At 43.0% G+C, this 22,683-nt stretch carries 24 protein-coding genes and 1 tRNA gene; 10 read left to right on the forward strand and 15 right to left on the reverse strand.

Annotated elements, in window-relative coordinates; genetic code table 11:
- The first annotated feature begins 461 nt into the window (after positions 1–461).
- Positions 462–541 (forward strand) — tRNA-OTHER (locus DW800_RS16080).
- Between the two features lie 349 nt (positions 542–890).
- On the opposite strand, the gene DW800_RS16085 is transcribed toward DW800_RS16080, so the two are convergent.
- From DW800_RS16085 to argR, 10 genes are all read right to left on the reverse strand, one after another.
- Entirely contained in the window at positions 891–2,141 is a 1,251-nt protein-coding gene (locus DW800_RS16085) for an acyloxyacyl hydrolase (RefSeq protein ID WP_117589710.1), read from the reverse strand.
- A gap of 219 nt (positions 2,142–2,360) precedes the next feature.
- The gene (locus tag DW800_RS16090; protein ID WP_009037781.1) at positions 2,361–4,016 is read right to left on the reverse strand and encodes an AMP-binding protein; all 1,656 of its coding nucleotides are present in this window, start codon (positions 4,014–4,016) and stop codon (positions 2,361–2,363) included.
- A 7-nt stretch (positions 4,017–4,023) separates the two neighbouring features.
- The gene (locus DW800_RS16095; RefSeq protein WP_005825132.1) at positions 4,024–4,578 is read right to left on the reverse strand and encodes a helix-turn-helix domain-containing protein; all 555 of its coding nucleotides are present in this window, start codon (positions 4,576–4,578) and stop codon (positions 4,024–4,026) included.
- 121 nt (positions 4,579–4,699) lie between these two features.
- Entirely contained in the window at positions 4,700–5,473 is a 774-nt protein-coding gene (gene proC / locus DW800_RS16100; RefSeq protein WP_044469112.1) for a pyrroline-5-carboxylate reductase, read from the reverse strand.
- 129 nt (positions 5,474–5,602) lie between these two features.
- Complete coding sequence (locus DW800_RS16105) at positions 5,603–6,724, reverse strand: aspartate aminotransferase family protein (protein ID WP_005825124.1); 1,122 nt, start codon at positions 6,722–6,724, stop codon at positions 5,603–5,605.
- Positions 6,725–6,729: 5 nt separating this feature from the next.
- Complete coding sequence (argC, locus tag DW800_RS16110; protein ID WP_005834778.1) at positions 6,730–7,698, reverse strand: N-acetyl-gamma-glutamyl-phosphate reductase; 969 nt, start codon at positions 7,696–7,698, stop codon at positions 6,730–6,732.
- Entirely contained in the window at positions 7,691–7,909 is a 219-nt protein-coding gene (locus DW800_RS16115; RefSeq protein ID WP_005834779.1) for a PspC domain-containing protein, read from the reverse strand. Before DW800_RS16115 ends, argC begins: the two co-directional genes overlap by 8 nt.
- A complete protein-coding gene (locus DW800_RS16120) occupies positions 7,910–9,115 on the reverse strand; it encodes an argininosuccinate synthase (protein WP_035449833.1) in 1,206 nt (401 codons plus the stop codon).
- 12 nt (positions 9,116–9,127) lie between these two features.
- Positions 9,128–9,685 (reverse strand): GNAT family N-acetyltransferase, encoded by a 558-nt coding sequence (locus tag DW800_RS16125; protein ID WP_005825115.1) that lies wholly within the window; start codon positions 9,683–9,685, stop codon positions 9,128–9,130.
- 35 nt (positions 9,686–9,720) lie between these two features.
- A complete protein-coding gene (gene argR, locus DW800_RS16130; protein WP_005825113.1) occupies positions 9,721–10,194 on the reverse strand; it encodes an arginine repressor in 474 nt (157 codons plus the stop codon).
- Positions 10,195–10,511: 317 nt separating this feature from the next.
- On the opposite strand from argR, the gene DW800_RS16135 reads away from it, so the two are divergent.
- The 6 genes from DW800_RS16135 (at position 10,512) to DW800_RS16160 (ending at position 17,389) form a co-directional block, all read left to right on the forward strand.
- Positions 10,512–11,984, forward strand: a complete 1,473-nt coding sequence (locus DW800_RS16135; protein WP_117703990.1) for a rhamnulokinase — start codon at positions 10,512–10,514, stop codon at positions 11,982–11,984.
- Positions 11,985–12,025: 41 nt separating this feature from the next.
- The gene (locus DW800_RS16140; RefSeq protein ID WP_009037783.1) at positions 12,026–13,279 is read left to right on the forward strand and encodes an L-rhamnose isomerase; all 1,254 of its coding nucleotides are present in this window, start codon (positions 12,026–12,028) and stop codon (positions 13,277–13,279) included.
- Positions 13,280–13,301: 22 nt separating this feature from the next.
- Positions 13,302–14,312: an L-rhamnose/proton symporter RhaT gene (gene rhaT / locus DW800_RS16145; RefSeq protein WP_087332225.1), complete on the forward strand. Its 1,011-nt coding sequence runs from the start codon at positions 13,302–13,304 to the stop codon at positions 14,310–14,312.
- Positions 14,313–14,359: 47 nt separating this feature from the next.
- A complete protein-coding gene (rhaD, locus tag DW800_RS16150) occupies positions 14,360–15,169 on the forward strand; it encodes a rhamnulose-1-phosphate aldolase (RefSeq protein ID WP_005825102.1) in 810 nt (269 codons plus the stop codon).
- A 25-nt stretch (positions 15,170–15,194) separates the two neighbouring features.
- Positions 15,195–16,349, forward strand: a complete 1,155-nt coding sequence (fucO, locus tag DW800_RS16155; RefSeq protein WP_119958202.1) for a lactaldehyde reductase — start codon at positions 15,195–15,197, stop codon at positions 16,347–16,349.
- 122 nt (positions 16,350–16,471) lie between these two features.
- Positions 16,472–17,389 (forward strand): AraC family transcriptional regulator, encoded by a 918-nt coding sequence (locus DW800_RS16160; RefSeq protein WP_117703988.1) that lies wholly within the window; start codon positions 16,472–16,474, stop codon positions 17,387–17,389.
- A gap of 97 nt (positions 17,390–17,486) precedes the next feature.
- On the opposite strand, the gene DW800_RS16165 is transcribed toward DW800_RS16160, so the two are convergent.
- Entirely contained in the window at positions 17,487–18,158 is a 672-nt protein-coding gene (locus DW800_RS16165; RefSeq protein WP_165859903.1) for a DUF4145 domain-containing protein, read from the reverse strand.
- 317 nt (positions 18,159–18,475) lie between these two features.
- Between DW800_RS16165 and DW800_RS16170 the strand changes: the two genes are divergently transcribed.
- Complete coding sequence (locus DW800_RS16170; RefSeq protein ID WP_119958204.1) at positions 18,476–18,673, forward strand: hypothetical protein; 198 nt, start codon at positions 18,476–18,478, stop codon at positions 18,671–18,673.
- 107 nt (positions 18,674–18,780) lie between these two features.
- A complete protein-coding gene (locus DW800_RS16175; RefSeq protein WP_119958205.1) occupies positions 18,781–19,779 on the forward strand; it encodes a hypothetical protein in 999 nt (332 codons plus the stop codon).
- 93 nt (positions 19,780–19,872) lie between these two features.
- Here DW800_RS16175 and DW800_RS16180 read toward each other — a convergent pair whose 3' ends face one another.
- The 4 genes from DW800_RS16180 to DW800_RS16195 form a co-directional block, all read right to left on the reverse strand.
- Entirely contained in the window at positions 19,873–20,148 is a 276-nt protein-coding gene (locus DW800_RS16180) for a hypothetical protein (protein WP_055221840.1), read from the reverse strand.
- 4 nt (positions 20,149–20,152) lie between these two features.
- Positions 20,153–20,512, reverse strand: coding sequence for a hypothetical protein (locus DW800_RS16185; RefSeq protein WP_055221838.1), 360 nt, complete (start codon positions 20,510–20,512; stop codon positions 20,153–20,155).
- Positions 20,509–21,069 (reverse strand): hypothetical protein, encoded by a 561-nt coding sequence (locus DW800_RS16190; protein ID WP_055221836.1) that lies wholly within the window; start codon positions 21,067–21,069, stop codon positions 20,509–20,511. The genes DW800_RS16185 and DW800_RS16190 overlap by 4 nt, the downstream gene beginning before the upstream one ends.
- 324 nt (positions 21,070–21,393) lie before the next feature.
- Entirely contained in the window at positions 21,394–21,618 is a 225-nt protein-coding gene (locus DW800_RS16195; protein ID WP_055221834.1) for a hypothetical protein, read from the reverse strand.
- A 131-nt stretch (positions 21,619–21,749) separates the two neighbouring features.
- Here DW800_RS16195 and DW800_RS16200 point away from each other — a divergent pair, with 131 nt between their 5' ends.
- On the forward strand, positions 21,750–22,376 hold the full coding sequence (locus DW800_RS16200; RefSeq protein WP_055221832.1) for a recombinase family protein: 627 nt from the start codon (positions 21,750–21,752) through the stop codon (positions 22,374–22,376).
- The last annotated feature ends 307 nt before the right edge of the window (positions 22,377–22,683 follow it).

Below are 22,683 nucleotides of genomic sequence, written 5' to 3' on the forward strand. Positions count from 1 at the left end.
CTGATACGAAGTTAACCATATTACAGAGGGGAAACTAATGTTAATATCTCATTATTAAATACTGGAATGGAGAGATGGCTGTATTTCAACTATACACTACTTAGCCATTATAAAAGATAAAGAGGTTAATGGAGAGACCCATTTAACTCCATGTATGGACTAATAAACCTTTTAGAGAGGATATTTCAATTATAAGCCCCTATTACAGAAATGTTGAATTAAACTTTACTGTTATTTCCGTTATAATGACAGCTTGTCTGCTGATATATTTTGGAGCATGGTTATTAATCATTTACCAAAGTTGAGAAGTGAAGTGATAATATTATTAAATACATAATGAGATTGTAAACTTATTTATTAACTAATCTTGATTTAATACTTTAGTTAAACCAATAGTTAAACCAAATATTAAGTATTAGTAAGTAGCATTAGATAAATTATTGATTTATAGATTAATATAAGCTCGAATGGTGGCCCGGCGAGAAGGACTTAAAATCCTTTGGCCATTGCGGCTGTGCGGGTTCAAGTCCCGCTTCGAGTACTCGATTAAGCTCTGTGAATCATTGATTTGCAGAGCTTTTTCTTTATAAGCTCTTGATATGAAAGACCGTTTCTCTATAGCGAACAAAGTGTTTCCCTTAATAGAACAAGTTGTTTCATTATGGCGAACACTTTGTTTCCCTTAACAAAACATTTCGTTTCATCATATGAAAACAAACTGTTTTTCCTTATTGGAACAAACTGTTTCTCTATACTTGAACAAAGTGTTCATCGCTGTGAACTAACAAACTAACTATAATACTATAGTAGATGATATGCGCGTGGCACTTACTAATATGTGCTTGCAGATGAAATAAAAGAATCTATATAAATAGCCTCCTCTTTATTGTTCAGAACAGCTTGGGGCGTTTGTTATTGAACCGATAGCCGATACCCAACATCAGATAATTGGGCTCATGAAATTCCCGGAGGTTATATCCTATATGGAGATACGAATTGCGTGTTACGTCTATTTTCAGGGCAAGAATCTGATAGAAAGACTTCATGTCACCGCCGCCGTGCAGAACATTGGCTCCCAGACCGATACCTACCGTGAAGTAAGGCATGACAAATTCTCCGCGGGCGGATAAGCCCAATGCCATCTGCTTCTTGGCGGGCGGAGTATAGAAGCCGTTCTCTTCCTCGTACGATTCTTTCATGTTCGCACTGTGGTCGTATACGCCGTCCAACGCCACACCGGCGCGGAATTTATAGCCGAAGTTGTACATGGGTGCAAAGCTGAAACCGAACACGTTGTAAGTGCCGGGTGCGGGTACCTGGCCACTACTGCCCTCATGGGCCACTGCTTTCTTTCGCCAGGAGCCGAACAAAGTCAAGTCGTAGCTGACGTGGCGGGGGAATGGAGGAACGATAGGGCGTTGCCATGATTGGGCGAGCTCATCCGCTCTGCGGTTAAAGTTATATACCAATCCCACTTTGCAGTCCACCGTGTTCAGACCGGAGTTGGGATATTGGGTATTTCCGTTGGAAAAGTGGCTTCCGGTAGTTCCTATCATCAGGTCGAACTTGGGGGAGAGTGCCCACTTTAAGTAGAGGTTCACATTGAGATAGGCATTCACTTTCGAGCCGATAATCTGGTTCTCCGGGTTGTCATATTCATCGTAGGGTTTCCAGCCGAACGATGCGCCGAAGTTCCATTCATAGTTCAAGGATATGCGGGGGCTGAATTGGGCGATGCGTCCCCCTTGAAACAGATAGACCGCCAGCGGGTTGCCCAGCTCTTCCGGATTGCCGAAGTTGAAATAGCCGACTCCAATCCCTTGATAGGCTCCTATATAAGCCTGGTCGGCAACGGTGTGGGGACGGAGCTGGAAGGAGTATTTCAGATGGCCGGCATAGGCATTTTTCATGGCCTTGTATTGGTGGTTGGAGTACTCCAGAAAAGGGCTGGTCTGAAAAATATAGCCAGCACGCCCTTCTACGCCTAATCTGTGGATGAAGCGCTGTGAGAAAGGGAGTGTATCCCGTTTGTATTCCGAATGACTATCGGATGTCCATTGTTGGGCGTATATTGTATCAGACAAGAAAAGTATCGCTCCTAAGAAAGCCAGTATTTTCCATATCTGCGTTCTATTTTTCATATGCCGTGTCGGTCTTTCTTGTTTATAAATGTTCCAAGTGAAGTTTAATTTCGTGCAAATATAGTTTTTTTCTCCTTTTGGTATTCACAATGAGACAACTATTTGTAAAAAGAGGGGGTAAAACGGAAATCGTCAATAGAATGGCCGACTTCGGTTTTATCCCCTCCTTATTCATTCACCCGGATGTTGTCTTATGATTCAGATGCTGGGTGGCGAGTGTTATTTCCGGTCGTTCTCCCGGATTTCCACACGGCGGATTTTCCCGCTGATGGTTTTGGGGAGCTCATCAACAAATTCGATGACACGCGGGTATTTGTAGGGAGCCGTCACTTTCTTCACATGGTTCTGCAACTCCTTGACAAGCTCTTCTCCGGCGCGTGCCTTGTACTCTTTTGCCAACACAATCGTAGCTTTTACCACTTGGCCGCGGATTTCATCAGGCACACCGGTAATGGCACATTCTACTACGGCTGGGTGGGTCATCAATGCACTTTCCACTTCGAACGGGCCGATGCGGTAGCCGCTACTTTTGATGACGTCGTCGGCGCGGCCCACGAACCAGAGGTAGCCGTCTTCGTCCTTCCAGGCTACATCTCCCGTGTAGTAAATGCCGTTGTTCCATGCCTCGTGGGTACGGTTGGCATCGCGGTAGTATTCCTTGAACAATCCCAGCGGTTTGCCTTTGTCGGTACGGATTACAATCTGTCCCTGTTCACCGGCTTCCACGGAACGTCCTTCGTGGTCTATCAGGTCTACATCGTATTGCGGATTGGGCAATCCCATGCTGCCGGGTTTCGGTTCCATCCACGGCATGGTGGCAACGGTAAGGGTCGTTTCGGTCTGTCCGAAGCCCTCCATCAGCTTGATGCCCGTTAACTTCTTGAAGGTCTCGAATACAGCGGGGTTCAATGCTTCTCCGGCGATGGTGCAGTATTCCAGACTGGATAGGTCGTACTTCGTGAGGTCTTCGTGAATGAGGAACCGGAAGATGGTGGGCGGTGCACAAAGCGACGTGACGTGATAATCTTGTATCTTCTCCAGTATGGCTGCGGGAGTGAACTTCTCGTGGTCGTATACAAATACGTTGGCACCGGCAATCCATTGTCCGTAGAGCTTGCCCCACACGGCTTTTCCCCAACCGGTGTCGGCAATGGTGAGGTGTAGGCTGCTCTCTTTCAGATTGTGCCAGAAGCTGCCGGTGACGATATGTCCCAACGGATAGGTGAAGTCGTGGGCCACCATTTTAGGCTCTCCGGTAGTACCGCTGGTGAAGTACATCAGGGAGATGTCATCGTTCGTGTTCGGATGTTCCGGTTTCACGAAAGGAGCGGCGGCCTCGATACCTTTGTGGAAGTCTTCGAATCCTTCGGGAGCTTCCGGCCCGACGCTTACGAGGCGTTTCACAGAAGGAGACTCTGGCATAGCTGCCGTGATATGGTCGGTGATGACGCTTTCGCCGGCACAGACTATCATTTTAATGTCTGCGGCGTTGCAGCGGTATACGATGTCTTTCTTCGTCAGCAGGTGGGTGGCGGGAATCACCACTGCACCGAGTTTGTGCAGTGCCACAATGCTGAACCAGAATTCATAACGGCGTTTCAGTATCAGCATCACCATGTCTCCGTGCCCGATGCCGAGGCTTTGGAAATAGGAAGCCGTCATGTCTGTGTACCGTTTCATGTCGGCAAAGGTAAACTGCCGGCATTCGCCCTGGTCATTGGTCCACAACAGTGCGGGTTTGTCGGGCTGCTCGGCTGCCCAGGCATCCACTACGTCGTAGCCGAAGTTGAAATTCTCCGGTACGTTTATCTTCAAGTTCTTGATGAAGTCCTCCTGTGAGGTGAAGGATGTTTGAGATAAAAATCTTTCTACCATAACTTTATTACATGATTACTGCCAGGAATTTTACAGTCTTTCCGTCAAGCGCCTTCATGCCGTGCGGCAGTTTGGAGTTGAAGTATAGACTGTCTCCTTCGTTTAAGATTAAGTCTTTGCCGTCGATGCTGACCATCATACGGCCTTCCAGTACGAGGTTGAACTCCTGACCGGTATGGCTGTTGTAATGTATCGGCTCGCTGTCCGGTTTCGGTTCTACGGTCACGATGAACGGGTCTGCCGTGCGGTTGATGAAACCGGCTGCCAGTGATTGGTATTTATATGCCTTGGTACGTTCTATACTGGTTCCTTTTCCGGCACGTGTCAGGAAGTAGGAGCTCATTTTGGGCTCTTGCCCAAACATCAGTGCGTCCAGTGATATGCCGTAGTGCCGTGCTATCTTCTGCAGCATGCTGACCGAGATGTCGAATTCTCCGGTTTCGGCCAGGCGGTACTCTTCTGCAGAGATGTCGCAGTCGCGGGCGATATCGTCGGCAGTCAGTTCCAATACGTCACGCAGTCCGCGCAGGCGTTCGGCTATTTGTCTGATTTGTTCGTCCATAATTATATTTTTTTAATGGGTTGTTATTAAAGTGTGGCAATGTGCCAATAGGCTGCACAATGTTTAATTATACCGTAGCTCATAGGCATATCGGGACATCGTTACATTAGCACATTAAATATCATTTACTCGCTTTGATGGCTTTAATCACAGTGGAGGTGAATCCTTCATGTTCCAGCTCGTTGATTCCCTTGATGGTAATTCCTCCGGGGGTACACACCTTGTCAATCTCAACACTGGGGTGCGTGTCGTTGTTCAGAATCAGCTCGGCTGCCCCTTTCACGGATTGTGCCACCATGCGCATGCCGTCTTTGGGATAGATACCCATTTCAACGCCGGCCTGCATGGCTGCCTGGATATACTTAAGCACGTAGGCGATGCCGCAGGAAGTCATGGCAGTGGTTGCCGCAATCTTTTCTTCGGGAATGAGCATGGCGAGTCCCATCTGGTTGAAAATGTCCAGCATCAGTTGCTCCTGCTCCTTGGTGGCATTGCGGCTGGCGATGAGTGTCATGCTTTCCATCTCGCTGATGGCGGTATTGGGAATAAGACGGAACATGGTCATTTCTTTGTCTGCTACATAGTGTGTCAGCTCTTCAAAAGGAATGCCGGCTGCAACGGATATAAGAATCTCTGTGCCTTTTAGTTCCAGTTCCTTTATCACTGGCTCCATCAGCCATGGCTTCACGGCAAAGATTATCATATCTGCACCGGCTGCCGCTTCCTGGTTGTCATTGGTCACTTGCAATGCGGGGAATTCTGCCTTCAGCTTGTCCAGCTTGCCCTGGGTGGGGTTGGAGACAATGATGTTACCGGCAGGGATGATTGTTCCTTTTGCCAGCCCTCGGGCAATGGCTCCCCCCATATTTCCTGCACCGATAATTGCTGCTTTCATATCTTTTTGTTGTTAAAAGAGTTGTTTTGCTGGCAAAGGTAGATAAATTTTCTACAAAAAACGACCGAGAGAGAAAGGTATTCTGCTTTTCGGTCGTTTCTTTTGCTGGCTGATTATTTGTGTCAAATATTAAAGTACTTTCTTGAAGCGTTCCAAGAATTCCTTTGCTTCATCCATGCCGAGGCACAGAGGCGGCAGCAGGCGAAGTACATTCGTACCGCTTACACCGGTGAATACATGCTGCTCTTTCAGTAGTCTTAGGCGCAGTTCCTTGATGGGTTCTTCAAATTCCAGCCCTATCATGAGTCCGCGTCCGCGAACGTCCTTGATTTGAGGGAATTTCTTTAGTTCCGTTATCAGGAAGTTGCCGACTTGGGCTGCATTCTCTATCAGGTTTTCCTGCTCTATCACATCCAGCACGGCAAGGGCGGCACTGCAAGCCAGGTGGTTTCCACCGAAAGTGGTTCCAAGTTGCCCGTATACTGGTGTAAACATTGGGCTGATGAGTACGCCTGCCATCGGGAAACCATTGCCGATGCCTTTTGCCACGGTGATGATGTCGGCTTTGATGCCGTTGTACTGATGGGCGAAGAACTTGCCGCTGCGTCCGTAGCCGCTTTGGATTTCATCGAGAATCAAGACCGTGTTGTGTTCCGTACAAGTCTGGCGGAGAGCCTGCATGAATTCGTCTGTCGGCAGTTGGATGCCGCCTACACCTTGTATGCCTTCGATAATCACTGCGCAGACATCTCCTTTGGACAATTCGGCCTTCATGGCTTCGATGTCGTTCAACGGGAGGTAGGTGACGTGCCCGCAGTTGTTGATGGGAGCGATGATTTTAGGATTGTTCGTTACTTCCACCGCCAGTGAGGTACGTCCATGGAATGCTTTTGAGAAGGATATCACACGGGTACGGCCATTGTAGAAAGAGGCGAGTTTCAAGGCGTTTTCATTGGCTTCGGCACCGCTGTTGATGAGGAAGAATGAGTAGTCGTCATAGCCACAGACTTTTCCCAAGCGTTCTGCCACTTGCTGTTGCAGCTTGTTAATTACTGAGTTTGAGTAGAATCCTAACGTAGCAACTTGGTTACTCACCATCTCTACATAATGTGGATGTGCATGTCCGATTGAGATGACTGCATGGCCACCGTAGAGGTCGAGGTATTCGGTACCGTTCTCGTCCCATACATGGCAGCCTTTTCCTTTGACGATGTTGATGTCAAAGAGAGGGTATACGTCGAATAAATTCATTTTTTTTAGAATGCAGAAGGTTTCAACCGTAATCCTACGGTCTCTTCCAGGTTAAACATTAAATTCATGTTGTGGACTGCTTGTCCGCTGGCACCTTTCAGGAGGTTGTCGATGCAGGAAATGATAAGCAGCTTGTCACCGTGCTTCTCCAGGTGGATGAGGCATTTATTGGTATTCACCACTTGTTTCAGGTCAATGTTCTTTTCCACGACAAATGTAAAGGAATCTTTGGCGTAGTATTCTTCGTACATACGGATGATTTCTTCCAGAGCCACTTTGGTCTTTACTACGATGGTAGTGAAGATACCGCGCGGGAAGTCACCCCGGTAGGGGATAAAATCTATTTCTGCATCGAAACTGTTTTGCAGCTGGCGGAGTGATTGCTTGATTTCGGGCACGTGCTGGTGCTCGAAAGCTTTGTAAACACTCATGTTGTTGTTGCGCCAGCTGAAGTGGCTCGTGGCACCCGGTTTCACTCCGGCACCCGTACTTCCGGTGATGGCATTCACCATGATGTCATCATTCAGCATCAGGTGCTTGGCGAGCGGCAGCAGCCCCAATTGTATGCAGGTGGCAAAGCAGCCCGGATTGGCTACATGCTTTGCCTTGCAGGTGGCGCGGCGGTTCAGTTCCGGCAAGCCGTAAATGAAGTCGTGGTCAGGAGAGGCTATGCGGTAGTCCATGGAGAGGTCGATGATTCTCAGCTCCTCGGGCACGTTGTGGCTTTCGAGGAATTTTCTCGTGTCGCCATGTGCCGTACAGAAAAACAGCACGTCGATTTCTTCCAACGGAAGCTGGTCGGTAAATACCAAATCTGTTTCACCGTACAGTCCTTCGTGTACATCAGTAATTTTGTTGCCGGCGTTGCTTGAACTGTTTATGAATACGATTTCCGCTTCCGGATGGTTGAGCAGTAAACGTATCAGTTCGCCTGCCGTGTATCCGGCTCCGCCGATGATTCCTACTTTAATCATTTCTATAATATCTATTGGATTCTTCTGGTATGATAATCAATAATATAATGTATATAATTACACCTGCAAAAGCAGTAAAGACGGTAGCGAACGTATAAACGATGCGTACTAAAGATACGTCAAGTCCGAAAAAAATTGCCAGTCCTGCACATACACCGGAAAGTATTCTTCCGGTTCGGGGACGTGTCAGTTTCCGTTTCTTGTCCGTCATTTAGATTTTCTCGTCTTTGTGATTTGAATAATATGCACGCAGTGCCGTGGAGGTTACTTTGATGAATCCCTTGGCATCTTCTGCCGTCCAGCCTTTCTGCATTTCGCCGTATTCGCCGAACTTGTTTTTCACAAGGTCGTCCTTGCTTTCTACACCTACGGTAGAGAAGCAGAGTGGGTGAAGCTCGAGGATAGCCGTACCGTTTACGTTGCGTTGCGAGGATTCCAGCATGGCTTCGATGTCGCGCATTACCGGTTCCAGATATTGGCTTTCGTGCAGGAACATGCCGTACCAGTTGGCTACCTGGTCCTTCCAGTATTGCTGCCATTTGCTCAAGGTATATTTCTCCAGGAACTTGTGTGCGCCGATAATCAGCATGGGTGCGGCAGCTTCGAAGCCTACACGGCCTTTGATACCGATAATCGTGTCGCCTACGTGCATGTCGCGGCCGATGCCGTATGCTGCACCGATCTCTTCCACTTTCTGGATGGCTTTGATGGGATCGTCGAATGTCTCGTCGTTCACGGCTTTTAGTTCCCCCTTCTCAAAAGTGAGGCGCAACTGCTCGCTGCCCTCTTTGGTGCAGTGTTTCAGGTAGGCGCTTTCGGGCAATCCTTGTGCAGAATCCAGAATCTCACCACCACAGATGGAGGTGCCCCACAGACCCACGTTATAGGAGTATTTCAGTTTGGTGAAGTCGGCGGCAAAACCGTGTTGGTTCAGGTAGTCAATCTCTTCCTGACGGCTCAGTGCCATGTCGCGTGTCAGCGTAATGATTTCCACGCCCGGAGCCATGACGAGGAAAGTCATGTCGAAGCGAATCTGGTCGTTACCCGCACCCGTAGAACCATGAGCGATGGCATCGGCGCCGATTTCGTTGGCATAGCGTGCAATGGCCAGTGCCTGGAAGATACGTTCGGAACTTACGGAGATGGGGTAGGTACCGTTACGCAGTACGTTTCCGAATACCATGTATCTTAGGCTTTTTTCGTAGTACTCTTGCGTCACGTCAATGGTGACGTATTCTTTGGCACCCAGCTTGTAGGCATTCTCCTCGTTAGTCTTCAACTGTTCGGGGCTGAAACCGCCAGTATTGGCACAAGCTGCATATACTTCGTATCCTTTTTCTTTGGCAAGATACATGACCGTGAATGAGGTATCCAAACCGCCGCTGAATGCGACTACCACTTTTTTCTTCTTTTCCATATCCTTATATTTTTATATTTTATCTTCTTCGTGCAGCTTCGGGTCGTAAAGCATTGCTGTGCAGATGCAGAATTTACGGTTCTTGGCTACCAATATATCATGGTTGATACAGCCTTCGCAACCTTTCCAAAAAGATTCATCATCGGTCAGTTCGTTGAAGGTGACGGGCACATATCCCAGTTCGGTATTCATTTTCATGACGGCTGCTCCACTGGTGAGACTGAAAACTTTGGCATTTGGCCAGCGTAGGCGTGCCAGGCGGAAAGAGGCGGTCTTGATACGTTTTGCCAGCCCCAGCCCCCGGTATTTAGGGTGTACTATCAGACCGGAGGTCGCTACATATTGCTTGTTGCCCCAGCTCTCTATGTAGGTAAAACCAGCAAAATCGTCTCCACACAAGGCTATGATGGCCTTTCCTTCTTTCATCTTAGTAGCTACGTATTCGTGTGTGCGTTCTGCGATGCCCGTTCCGCGTACCTTGGCAGCTTCCCGGATGGTATCCAAAATCTTGTCTACGTAAACTTCATGTGAGGCGTCAGCCACCATCACATCAATTTGTTTCGAATCCATTTCTTATTTAATTTCTTGTTTTTTGTTGTTATCTATCATTTAATGTTCGGGATGATTTGCGATAGGAAGCTGCGTACCTCGTCATGTGACGCCGCTTCGTGCACCACCAGCATGATGGTGTCATCTCCGGCAATGGTACCCAGAATGGCGGGACACTCCCGGTTGTCGATGTCGTAGGCCATGCTGCTGGCATATCCGGGCCGGGTACGGATGACGGCAATATTGCCCGAAAATTGAAGTGAAACGAATCCGCTTGTCATCAACATCTCACTTGCACTCTGGTCGTTCGAACGTTTATACATGATGTTGTTGGGCAGCACATATACGTATTTACCGTTCATGTTCGCTGCTTTCGCTACTTTCAGCTGTTTCAAGTCGCGTGACAAGGTGGCTTGTGTCAGTTCAAAGCCTTCCTTGCTCAAAGCTTGCAACAGTTCTTCCTGAGAACTGACGTCTTTGCTTGAGATAATCATCTTGATGGCGTCTAACCGATTGGCTTTTTTCTTCATTTTCTGTATAATTATTCTAAGAGTGGCGCAAAATTAGGGATTATTTTGGAAATAATATGCAAAAAGGAGAGTTTTTTTATTCTTTTTATACATAGGTATATTATATATGTTGTTCTTGTTCTCTTTGTAGCAGCCTTGTTTATCTGTTCTTTCACGTTATTGGGGATTGTTTCTGTATGCATTTGATAAATGTTGATATAATATAGAATAGATATGCAATTGCCAAATCTGACACCCTTTCAATCAAAAACTGTACAAAAAGTAGGGGGATAATCTCCTATTTTTGTATCGTTGAATAGCAACTAAAACTAATTACCATGAAACAATGCTTTTTTGCGGTCGACTTGGGGGCTACCAGTGGTCGCACAATTCTGGGAACTTTTACTTCGAATGGTTTGGAAATGGAAGAAGTAAACCGTTTCCCAAATCATCTGATTGAAGTTGGCAGACATTTTTACTGGGATATTTATGAACTTTACCGTCATATTATTGAAGGGCTGAGGATTGCCGCCCGTAAAGGTGTAGAAATAACTTCCATCGGTATCGACACTTGGGGAGTAGATTTTGTCTGTGTAGGTAAGGATGGGGGATTTCTTCGCCAGCCGTATTCCTATCGTGACCCTCATACGGTGGGTGCTCCAGAAGCGTTCTTCACACGTATACCTCGTAGCCATGTGTATGGATGGACGGGGATTCAGGTGATGAATTTCAACTCCTTGTTCCAACTTGATACATTACGCCGTAATCATGACAGTGCATTGGCAGCTGCAGATAAATTGCTGTTTATGCCTGATGCTTTGAGCTATATGTTGACCGGTCAGATGGTAACGGAGTATACTATTGCCAGTACGGCACAGTTGGTAAATGCCAATACCCGCAGGCTGGAGGATGCCTTGCTGCAGGAGATTGGACTGACACAAGCTCATTTCGGGCGTTTTGTCTATCCTGGTGAAAAAATAGGGGGCTTGACGGAGGAAGTACAACAAATAACCGGACTTGGCGCTGTCCCCGTGATAGCTGTTGCCGGGCATGATACGGCTTCTGCTGTTGCTGCCGTACCTGCCATGGACCGTAATTTTGCTTATCTAAGTAGTGGTACTTGGTCTCTGATGGGAGTGGAGACGGATGCTCCAGTCATTACTGCTGAAACAGAATCCTTGAATTTTACGAATGAAGGCGGTGTGGAAGGAACTATTCGTTTGTTAAAAAATATTTGTGGTATGTGGCTGCTTGAACGTTGCCGTACCGAATGGGGGGAAATCCCTTATTCCGAACTCATCGTTGAGGCTGGTACTTGTGAACCATTCCGTAGTCTAATTAATCCGGATGATGCTTTGTTTACCAATCCGGCGAATATGGAGCAAGCCATCAAGACCTATTGTTCCGATTATCGTCAGCCTATTCCCATGACACATGGACAGATAGTACGCTGTATCTTTGAGAGTCTTGCTTTGAGATACCGTCAGGTGCTGGATAGCTTGCGAAATCTTTCACCACGTCCGGTGGAGGCTTTACATGTTATCGGTGGCGGTAGCCGTAACGAACTGCTTAACCAGTGGACAGCCAATGCTGGCGGTATTCCCGTGATTGCCGGACCTTCCGAAGCTACTGCTATCGGTAACGTTATGGTTCAGGCATTGGCTGCCGGAGCAGCTAGAAACATTGCTTCCATGAGACAGCTCATCAACCGTTCCATACCATTAAAGACTTTCTATCCGCAGGATATGGAGGATTGGAATACCGCTTACCTGCACTTCAAGCAATTGACGATGACTAATTATAATGGATAATGATTACCAATAACTTATAACTCATAATCAAATCACGTATCATGAAAGAAGAATTGATAAACAAAGCGTATGAAATTGCTAAAGAGCGTTACGCAGCTCTCGGATTGGATGTAGAAAAAGTAATGGAGCAACTTCAGAAAGTGTCTATCTCCATGCATTGTTGGCAGGCCGATGATGTTCAGGGATTCGAATCTGCCGGCTCATTGACCGGTGGTATCCAGACAACAGGAAACTATCCCGGTAAAGCCCGTAATATGGAAGAACTGCGTTCCGATATTTTGAAAGCTGCTTCTTATATCCCCGGTAAGCACCGTTTGAATTTGCATGAGATTTACGGTGACTTTGGCGGTACCTTCGTAGATCGCGATCAGGTAGAGGTGAAACATTTCGAAAGCTGGATGCAATGGGCAGCCGAGAATGGTATAAAATTGGATTTTAATTCCACTTCTTTCTCTCATCCGAAGAGCGGTAATCTTTCTCTGGCTCATCCGGACCAAGGTATCCGTGACTTTTGGGTCGAACATACTAAACGTTGTCGTGCCATTGCCGAAGAAATGGGGCGCCGCCAGGGAGATCCCTGCATCATGAATCTTTGGGTGCATGATGGTAGCAAGGATATCACTGTAAACCGTATGAAGTATCGTGTGCTTTTCAAAGATTCTCTCGACCGTATTTTTGCTACGGAATACAAGCATATGAAGGACTGCCTTGAATCGAAGGTGTTTGGCATAGGTTTAGAGAGTTATACAGTAGGCTCCAATGAATTCTGTATGGGCTATAGTGTACAGCATCAGAAACTTATTACCATTGATACCGGGCACTTCCATCCTACGGAAAGTGCTGCAGACAAGGTGTCTTCCATGTTGCTCTTTGTCCCTGAGCTGATGCTCCACGTAAGCCGTCCGGTACGTTGGGATTCTGACCATGTAACTATCATGGATGACCCCACTCTTGAACTTTTCCAAGAAATTGTCCGTTGCGATGCACTGGACCGTGTACACATTGGTCTTGATTATTTTGATGCTTCCATCAACCGTATCGGTGCTTATGTAATCGGTACCCGTGCGGCGCAGAAATGCATGTTGCGTGCGTTACTAGAACCATTGGCAAAGCTTCGCGAATATGAGGCCACCGGTCAAGGTTTCCAGCGCCTTGCTCTGCTCGAAGAGGCTAAGGCTTTGCCTTGGAACGCTGTTTGGGACATGTTCTGTCTGAAAAACAATGTTCCGGTAGGTGAGGAGTTCATCGCTGAAATAGAGAAGTATGAAGCTAATGTAACCTCTAAAAGAGGATAGGAAACCCTTGTAACTGACAGAAATGGAAATAATATTAGGGTTATTGATTATTGCCATCGGAGCATTCTGCCAATCCAGTTGCTATGTACCCATTAACCGCATCAAGGAGTGGAGCTGGGAGTCGTATTGGATTGTACAAGGTGTTTTCGCTTGGCTGGTTTTTCCGTTCTTGGGCGCGTTGCTGGCAGTACCTGCCGGCAATTCGCTGTTCGAGATTTATGCAAACAATCCTGCGGATACGCTTTGGACTATGTTCTTCGGAGCTTTATGGGGAGTGGGGGGACTGACGTTTGGTTTGTCTATGCGCTATTTGGGCGTAGCTCTTGGGCAGTCTATCGCTTTGGGTACTTGTGCCGGATTGGGAACGATATTGACTCCGGTATTTACTGGTAAGGCAGGAGATTTGACAACATCGGTTATTGTTGGTGTAGTGGTCACGTTGGTAGGTATTGGCATTATCGGTCTGGCCGGTAGCATGAAGTCTGCCAGCCTGAGCGAAGAAGAGAAGAAGAAGGCCGTAAAGGATTTCAATTTTACTAAAGGTATTATTGTAGCCCTTCTTGCTGGATTTATGAGTGCGTGTTTCAGTATAGGATTGGGTTTTGGAGAGAAACTCTGTTTTGCTGAAAGTGCGGATATATTCAAGACACTGCCTGCTACATTGATGGTGACACTGGGTGGTTTCATTACGAATGCCGTCTATTGTTTCTATCAGAATTCCAGGAACAAAAGTTGGGGCGATTATGGCAAGAAATCCCTTTATGTAAACAATGTCTTGTTTTGTGCTTTGGCCGGTGTGTTGTGGTACAGCCAGTTCTTTGGTCTTAGCTTGGGTAAGGGATTCCTTGCTGACTCTCCGGTATTGCTCACATTCTCGTGGTGCATCCTGATGTCGTTGAACGTAACGTTCTCCAATGTTTGGGGTATCCTTTTGAAGGAATGGAAAGGGTGTACACCCAAGACAATTACAGTGCTTGTCATAGGCTTGGCAGTCTTGATAATTTCTTCTTTCCTGCCACAGTTGCTGGGGTAAGTTTAAATACCTATCTTTGAATATAAAACTAAAATATATCTGCATATATGAAATCAATTCTAGAAAATCGTCCGGCGCTGGCTGCGGAAGTTAATAAGGTGGCTGAGGTGGCTGGTTATCTCTGGCAGAAAGGTTGGGCAGAACGTAATGGGGGCAATATTACGGTCAACATCACTGAGTTTGTAGACGATGAAATCAAGGCTATGCCCGCCATTAGTGAGGTGAAATCAATCGGTGCTACTTTACCTTATTTGAAAGACTGCTATTTTTATTGCAAAGGCACCAACAAGCGTATGCGCGATTTGGCCCGTTGGCCGATGGAGAACGGTTCGGTCATCCGCATTCTGGATGACTGTGCCAGCTATGTCATTATAGCCGACCAGTCTGTACAGCCTACATCGGAACTTCCTTCCCATCTTAGTGTACACAACAATCTGATAGCGAAAGGTTCTCCCTATAAAGCTTCGGTGCATACGCATCCTATTGAGCTGGTAGCCATGACTCACAACAAGAAGTTTCTGGAAAAAGATGTAGCTTCGAACCTGCTTTGGAGTATGATACCGGAAACAAAGGCTTTCTGTCCCCGCGGTTTGGGCATCATCCCTTATCAACTTCCCAGTTCGGTAGAATTGGCTGAGGCTACCATCCGCGAACTGGATGACTATGATGTAGTGATGTGGGAGAAACATGGTGTGTTTGCTGTGGATGTGGATGTGATGGCTGCTTTCGACCAGGTGGATGTACTCAATAAATCCGCCCTTATTTATATCGCTGCCAAAAATATGGGTTTTGAACCGGATGGTATGAGCCAGCTTCAAATGAAGGAAATGTCCGTAGCGTTTAATTTGCCCAAATAATTGTTTTAACAGATAGTGTGTAATTATGTATAGAATGATATTGAATGAGACCTCTTATTTCGGTGCCGGCTGTCGCGAAACGATTGCCGTGGAGGCTGCCCGCAGAGGTTTCAAAAAGGCTTTCTTTGTAACGGACAGAGATTTGATCCGTTTCAAGGTGGCTGATAAAGTGATTGAAGTTTTTGAGAAGAACAGTATACCTTATGAGCTCTTCAGTGATGTGAAGGCCAATCCTACCATTACCAATGTACAGAATGGTGTGGCTGCTTTCAAGGCATCCGGTGCCGATTTTATCGTGGCTTTGGGTGGCGGCTCTTCCATTGATACGGCAAAAGGTATTGGTATTGTTGTGAATAATCCGGATTTTGCAGATGTGAAGTCTCTGGAAGGTGTGGTGGATACTCGTCAAAAGGCTGTCCCTACTTTTACTTTACCTACTACGGCGGGAACTGCTGCTGAGGTGACCATCAATTATGTTATCATTGACGAAGAGGTCAAAAAAAAGATGGTTTGTGTAGACCCTAATGATATTCCGGCAGTAGCTATTGTTGACCCGGAGCTGATGTATTCCATGCCGAAAGGATTGACTGCTGCAACCGGTATGGATGCACTGACTCATGCCATAGAAAGCTATATAACGCCGGGTGCATGGGCTATGTCGGATATGTTCGAACTGAAAGCCATTGAAATGATTGCTGTCCATTTGAAAGCTGCCGTAGACAATGGCAGCGATTCGGTTGCCCGCGAGGCCATGTCTCAAGCGCAATACATTGCCGGTATGGGGTTCAGCAATGTCGGTCTGGGCATCGTTCATTCCATGGCCCATCCTTTGGGTGCCCATTATGACACTCCGCATGGGGTGGCCAACGCATTGCTTCTTCCTTACGTAATGGAGTATAATGCAGCGTCCCCGGCTGCTCCTAAATATGTCCATATTGCGAAGGCGATGGGAGTCAATACGGAAGGTATGAGCGTGGAAGAAGGTATATGTGCTGCTATTGCTGCTGTCCGGAAATTGTCTTTAAGTATTGGCATTCCACAGCGGTTGCGTGAAATCAATGTTAGGGAAGAGGATTTGCATCAATTGGCTATCGATGCTTTCAATGATGTCTGCACCGGTGGCAATCCGAGACCTACATCTGTGGAAGATATAGAAGCTCTGTATCATAAAGCTTTTTAAGGCAAGCGCTATTTTAGGTTACATGTCTATTCCCGTCCGTGATGAATAATATTCGCTGCGGACGGGATTTTTCATAAATAATCTCTATTTTTGTTCCGGAGCTATTATGGAAGGCACGTGTTATGACTAAAAATTATAATGATTTAGGAGTAGAGTTTAAGTACCTTATTGTAAATGACATGGACCAAAAATATGGTCTTTGGGTAAATACTGTGGGCTTTCAGTCTATCCAGCCTAATTCTCCTTATCCGTTGAAAGATCATCCTACCGGTTATTTTTTCAATGCGCAGAAAGGACGGATTCTGCGCGAGTACCAGTTGGTCTATATTACTAAAGGGAGGGGGGTGTTCTCCTCGGAGACCACGCCAGAGAAGCAAGTGTGCAAAGGACGACTGATGGTGCTGTTTCCTGGTCAGTGGCATACATATTATCCTTATGTGCAGACGGGTTGGAATGAATATTATATTGGTTTCGAGGGAGCTGTGATTGATGATATGGTGAAAGGTGGTTTTCTATCGAAAGAGAATCAGGTGTTGGAGGTGGGGTTGAATGAAGAGCTCGTTTCACTTTTCTCTCGCGCTTTGGAAATTGCGGAAGCTGATAAGATTTCTTCCCAGCAATATCTTGCCGGTATTGTGCTACATATGATAGGGATGATATTGTCCATCTCTAAAAACAAGATTTTCGAAGTGGGTGATGTCGATCAGAAAATAGAGCAGGCTAAAATCATCATGAACGAGAATGTATTCAAGGATGTTGACCCGGAAGAACTGGCGATGAAGTTGAATATCAGTTATTCCTGGTTTCGCAAAGTATTTAAGGATTATACCGGCTATGCTCCTGCAAAATATTTCCAAGAGCTGAAGTTGCGTAAAGCTAAGCAATTGCTGGTGGGTACTTCTTTATCGGTGAAAGAAATCTCTTTTATGCTCGACTATAAGTCTACCGAGCATTTCTTCTCCTCGTTTAAGAAACGTACGGGGTTCACTCCATTGGAGTATCGCTCTTATGGTCGGGAAACCGGAGGAGAGGAGGAATAAAACAAAAAAAGACTTAACTTTTAGAAGTTAAGTCTTTTCTGTCGGCTACACTATCGAATTATCGAACAAGTTTATAACCGATTTTGAAAAGATTGTTTCATCTGAACTCTGGCATATCCTCTAAAAGTTTTTGCGTTCTGATTTCTGATTCAATCCAATGGAGGGTTAACTCTATTATTGATTTTAAGTCATTAATATCTTTATCTTCCCATTTACGGGTATAATGTGTTTCATCATTGCCGAGCCATACAGCACGTGATGCCACTGTCTTAATGTTGATGTTACTAATGTTGTCTCTAATGCAATTATTGAGAAATTTATTTCTTATAGTTTCATGTTGGTCTTCTGGTGTGATTGATATTAGATAATCTTTTATTAGAAATTCTAAAGATTTTCTATATCCAGTACCGCAAATTTGCATAAGATTAGTTTGTTCCGCTATGTATGCTTGATTATATATCTCACAAAAATTAGGAGATAATTCAGATATAATATTACTGAAAGTCCTTTTCAAAGGAAGTGCAGTTGGAAGTATTTTTATGAATTTTGCAAATGTTGCTCCTCCTTTGAATTGGGTAATAAACATGTTTCTACATTGGGGATTAGTACATTGAGTAAATACATTGAGCGAAGAATTATCCTCTGATTCTTTTAAAAAAATATATTGAGGTATATTGACAACTCCGCAAAAGGGGCATGTGATGGATTTATTTTCAATTTCACAACTATAGAAACTCCCTCGATAATAGTTGACTCTTACTGTTTCCATTTTTTTTTGCGAAGATATGAAAAAAGTTAATATGAACATTGCATTTAGACGATTTATGTGACTTGAAACACCAAGTATAGTAATATAGAAATTAATTTGGGATTGAATGAAATTTTGTTCTATATTTAGTTAATAGATAGGGATATAATGCTGTAACCGCTGTCTTAAATAACGATTTTACTAGGTGTGGTTAAGATAAACAAACGGTTCTATGAATGAAATTTTTTGGTCCAGATATTTTTTTTCTATGAAATCAACCTACTATTCTTTACATTCTTACTTCATTTTACTATTTATCTAGTATAAATTCAATTAGCATGGATAATATAGGAAAGAGAATGTATCGCAATCTTGGAGATGATACCAAAGCAAAAATCAGTCAATTATTAAGAGGTAGAAGCAAGTCAGCTTCGCATATCCAAGCAATATCACAAGGTATGTGTAATTATTGGAAGACTATACCAGTCAAACCAGATGATAATCTAAATGATAAAACAGAAAAAGAGGGGCAGTAATCCCCTCTCTTTTCATAGTCCTTTGATATACTCCATTATCAAAGGGGGAAATTGTAGCCTACAGAGTACATTTTCCACAAGAATAAAAGAATAACTTTAATTTTTTAATGAAATCGCAATATGAAAAGAAACGATTAATCACTTTTGATAGAATTAAAATCAAATCCAACTATAAATATCTTCTTAATACTAAAGTGAAGTTTAATGAAATGTTCCATTCACGTAGTGGAGAGAAAATAGGTATATTTTATAGTTCTAAAGATGATATAAATATACCTTATAACCTTTATGTAGCTGTCAGCTATATAAAGCAAACCTTAACTCTTGAATTTTCAAGCAAGATTTTAAAAGAAAAATATCCAGACTTAATATCAAAAGATACCATTAAAGAATGTCTAACCAATATTAACCAACTAAATATATGTGATATTGACGTAGATAGTATCTTATCAAATGGGGCAATTACATCAGTAGATGTGACTTATGATGCAAACCTTATTCTAAGTGATAATCTTCTGGATGTTCTTAATTCACAAGTGCATAACTATAGACGTTTTAAGTGGGTACATTACGACAAAGAGGGCATAACTTTCACTAAAGATGTAAAATCCAAAGACTGTGTAGAAACAATCACCTTATATAATAAGGAAAAAGAGATATGCACCAGCCACAATAAGGACTTCTTAAATCGTTTATCACAACCACAAGCAGTAATGGACTATTTCAAAGGAAAAACTCGATTTGAAATCACATTAGATACACCTAAAAAGATAATGAACTATTTGAATTTAGCCGATACCCAAATATCCAGTGTACTAAATTCCGATACTAACCCTATTCTCATCCAATTTGACAAAGTTTTTGGTAATTCCACAACCAATATATCAGATACAACTTTTGATGATTATGAAAATTGGGCAATGAAAATCATTCTTGAAAAGTATAAAGGTGATTTGAAACTGCTGGAGCAAGATGTTAGGAGTAAATTCAGTTCACGCAGTGGGGCAACAAAACGAATGAAAAAATTTGAAACGGTCTATCATGCAATGACGTCAGCCTCAACCAGTGAAAACCCTATTGAAAAGATACGTAATCTATTACTTTGATGAGGTTTGTGTGTCAAAAAGAAAAGTGTATCATTTTAATCTTATAAAAGACCTATTGATACACTTTTTCTTGTATCATTTTAATCTAAAAGATTATTCTAAATCGGTATTACGCATAATCTCTTTTGATAAGTCTAAAAAGAGTGCAACCTCATCCCTATCTCTTCCGTCATTTATATACATATTAACCTTAGAATTAAGGATATTTTCAAATTCAGTTATAGTCATTTCTCCTTTCAGAACTTGTTTGTGATATACGGACATTTCTTTAGCATCCTTTTCTGGAGTTGAAATTGAAATTTTCTTCTTATTATCACAGCCATAAATAAAAAAACTGCATAAACATAACATCCAAATAATTCTTTTCATATACCTATTTCTTTTCACAATAGTTGGCAAATTCTCTAATTATTTTCTCTCCCAATTTTGCAGATGAATTGAAAAGAGACTCAAACAAATTTATTTCCGCATCACAACTAAATACACCTTGTAATTTTATTCTTGTTCTATTTTCATCAAATGATATTATGTCACAAGAAAAGATATAGTTACCATTATAAAGTATGTATCTAAACCCACCCAAACTCGTTTTAAAAACAAGGTGCCCAGTTGTTGTATTTGATTCTCCGATAGAATACTTTTTCAATTTAAGAAATTTAGAAAATGATTCAAAGGCAGTATTAGCTGGGATATATACTATCCGTTCTATTATTTTTCCATTTATTGCACTCATATTTCATCTGTTATAAAAATTAATCCTAGAACTTTATATCCGATTGTTTTCTCGCTTCCGTCATTATATTCTATTTTATATCTTTTGTATGGAATAGGAAACATCGGTGTATCATATCCAACTACTCTTTCAACTTCTGAATATGAAACACTATATCTCAAAGAATACTTTCTAGAAAAGTCTTTAGTTCCCCAATCATGGGAAGTGAACATAGATATAAGCCATACCACAACAAATATTGCAAATGTTTTTCCCCACCATGTTCTATAAACATTATACTCGGAGTCATCCTCTTGTTCCACCGCTATAGATTGTTCTACTTGCAGGGATTGTTTAATATCTTGATTATTTTCCTCACTGCATTTTTGTTCGTCTTTTAAGAACAAAGATATATCTCGGATAAAATCATTTATATTATCAATGGTATAGATTTTTTCTACTTCTTTCAATTTTATCTTACTATCCACCAAAAAAAGATTACGTAACTTGTCCTCTATTTTATCTAGTTGGATATTTCCACTATTAGAAATAAAATCTTTATATGAAACTGTAATCATTCAAATTCGTTTTTCTGTTAGAAACTTCCTTTGTAGTCCAAGTTGCTGTAGTATAGACAAATAAAAAGCGTGGACTAAACTTTGTCTACGCTTTCAGAGGTATCGCCAAACACCATGCAACCATAAACAAGTAAAAGCCCACGCCATAAGCGTGAGCATCAACTTTTACTCTTGGTTGCTTCATTAAATTGGCGATTTTCTGAAAAGCAAGAATACAAGCTAACGCTTTTTTATTTTATATGTCTTTTATCTGTTTTATGCCATAGGCTTATCTTTTTATGATTACCATTGCAAAGATACTCAATTCCTATCAAACGATGATACTTAGATAACAGATTTTTGTACTGTTACCAAAATCCCTTTTCGGATAATACATTTACTGTTTTGATACGGTTTATCACTTGTCACTCGGTAATTTCGTAATGTTCCCAATGCTACACCAAGTTGCTCTGGAGTGAATTTGGTATAAACGGCAGTTAAAGAACCAAAGTAGAAATGAAGTCCAGATATTTCTACATGAATAACCGTCCTTTCTTGCTTATTTCTCATTTTATCTATTTTTTATCTGACAAAGAAATGATAAATATTTAATATTTACCATATTTCTAGCCTTATTTAACGCTGCAAATGATTTATATTAAATATATATCACTATCTTTGCACCATAAACAAGTAACACCATGAAAAAAGTAGTTATCTTCGCAAGAGTTTCCAGTACCAACGGAACACAAGACTATGAACGTCAAATAAATGATTTGCAGACATTAGCCTCAGCAAACAACTGGACGGTTGAGGCTATATTTGCAGAAAAGGTATCTGGAGCGAAAAAGAATACTGAACGCATAGAATTAATGAATATGATAAACTATATCAATTCACACAACATACATAAGGTACTGGTAACCGAATTGTCCAGACTTGGACGTGATACTTTACAAGTTTTGCAAGCTATAGAAATACTCAATCAAAATAGAGTTTCAGTATTCATTCAAAATTATAATATTGAAACGCTTACTCCAGAGGGAGAAATCAATCCTATGAGCCAGTTTCTTATCACGATACTTGCCGAAGTAGCACGAATGGAACGTAAGACCATTCGAGAACGTGTTGCAAGTGGTTACCAGAACTTTCGTAACAATGGCGGTAAGGTAGGACGAAAAGTAGGATATAGTAAAAGCAATGAAACCATGAAAGAAGAATATGCAGAAGAAATTAGACTGCTTAAAAGAGGTTATTCACTCCGAAATACAGCTAAATTAACGGGTACGAGTGTAAATACTCTTCGCAAACTAACTGCTTTAATGTAAATTAACTTAATGTAGTGGTAAAATAGCTTACAAGTCGTATATTTGCATAAAGGACAGGCAAATCCACCACGAAAAATACTTCAAATTCAATCTTATTGTAACAAGTTAGGAACAGGAAGCACATTCATGCACATGCACTTCCCTGTTTTGTGGATTTTTGCATGAATGTGTAAGAATAAGTTGTGCAATGGCATGGCAAATAATCCTTTATAATAAATGTTTAACGAGGATGAATTGAATGATTATGATAAGAAATTTCAAGCAATAGGTGTTTGGGACAAGGAAGAACAAAAAAAGATACTGGAGT

Origin of the sequence: Bacteroides sp. AM32-11AC (assembly GCF_003603515.1) — a bacterium.
Taxonomy (GTDB): domain Bacteria; phylum Bacteroidota; class Bacteroidia; order Bacteroidales; family Bacteroidaceae; genus Bacteroides; species Bacteroides uniformis.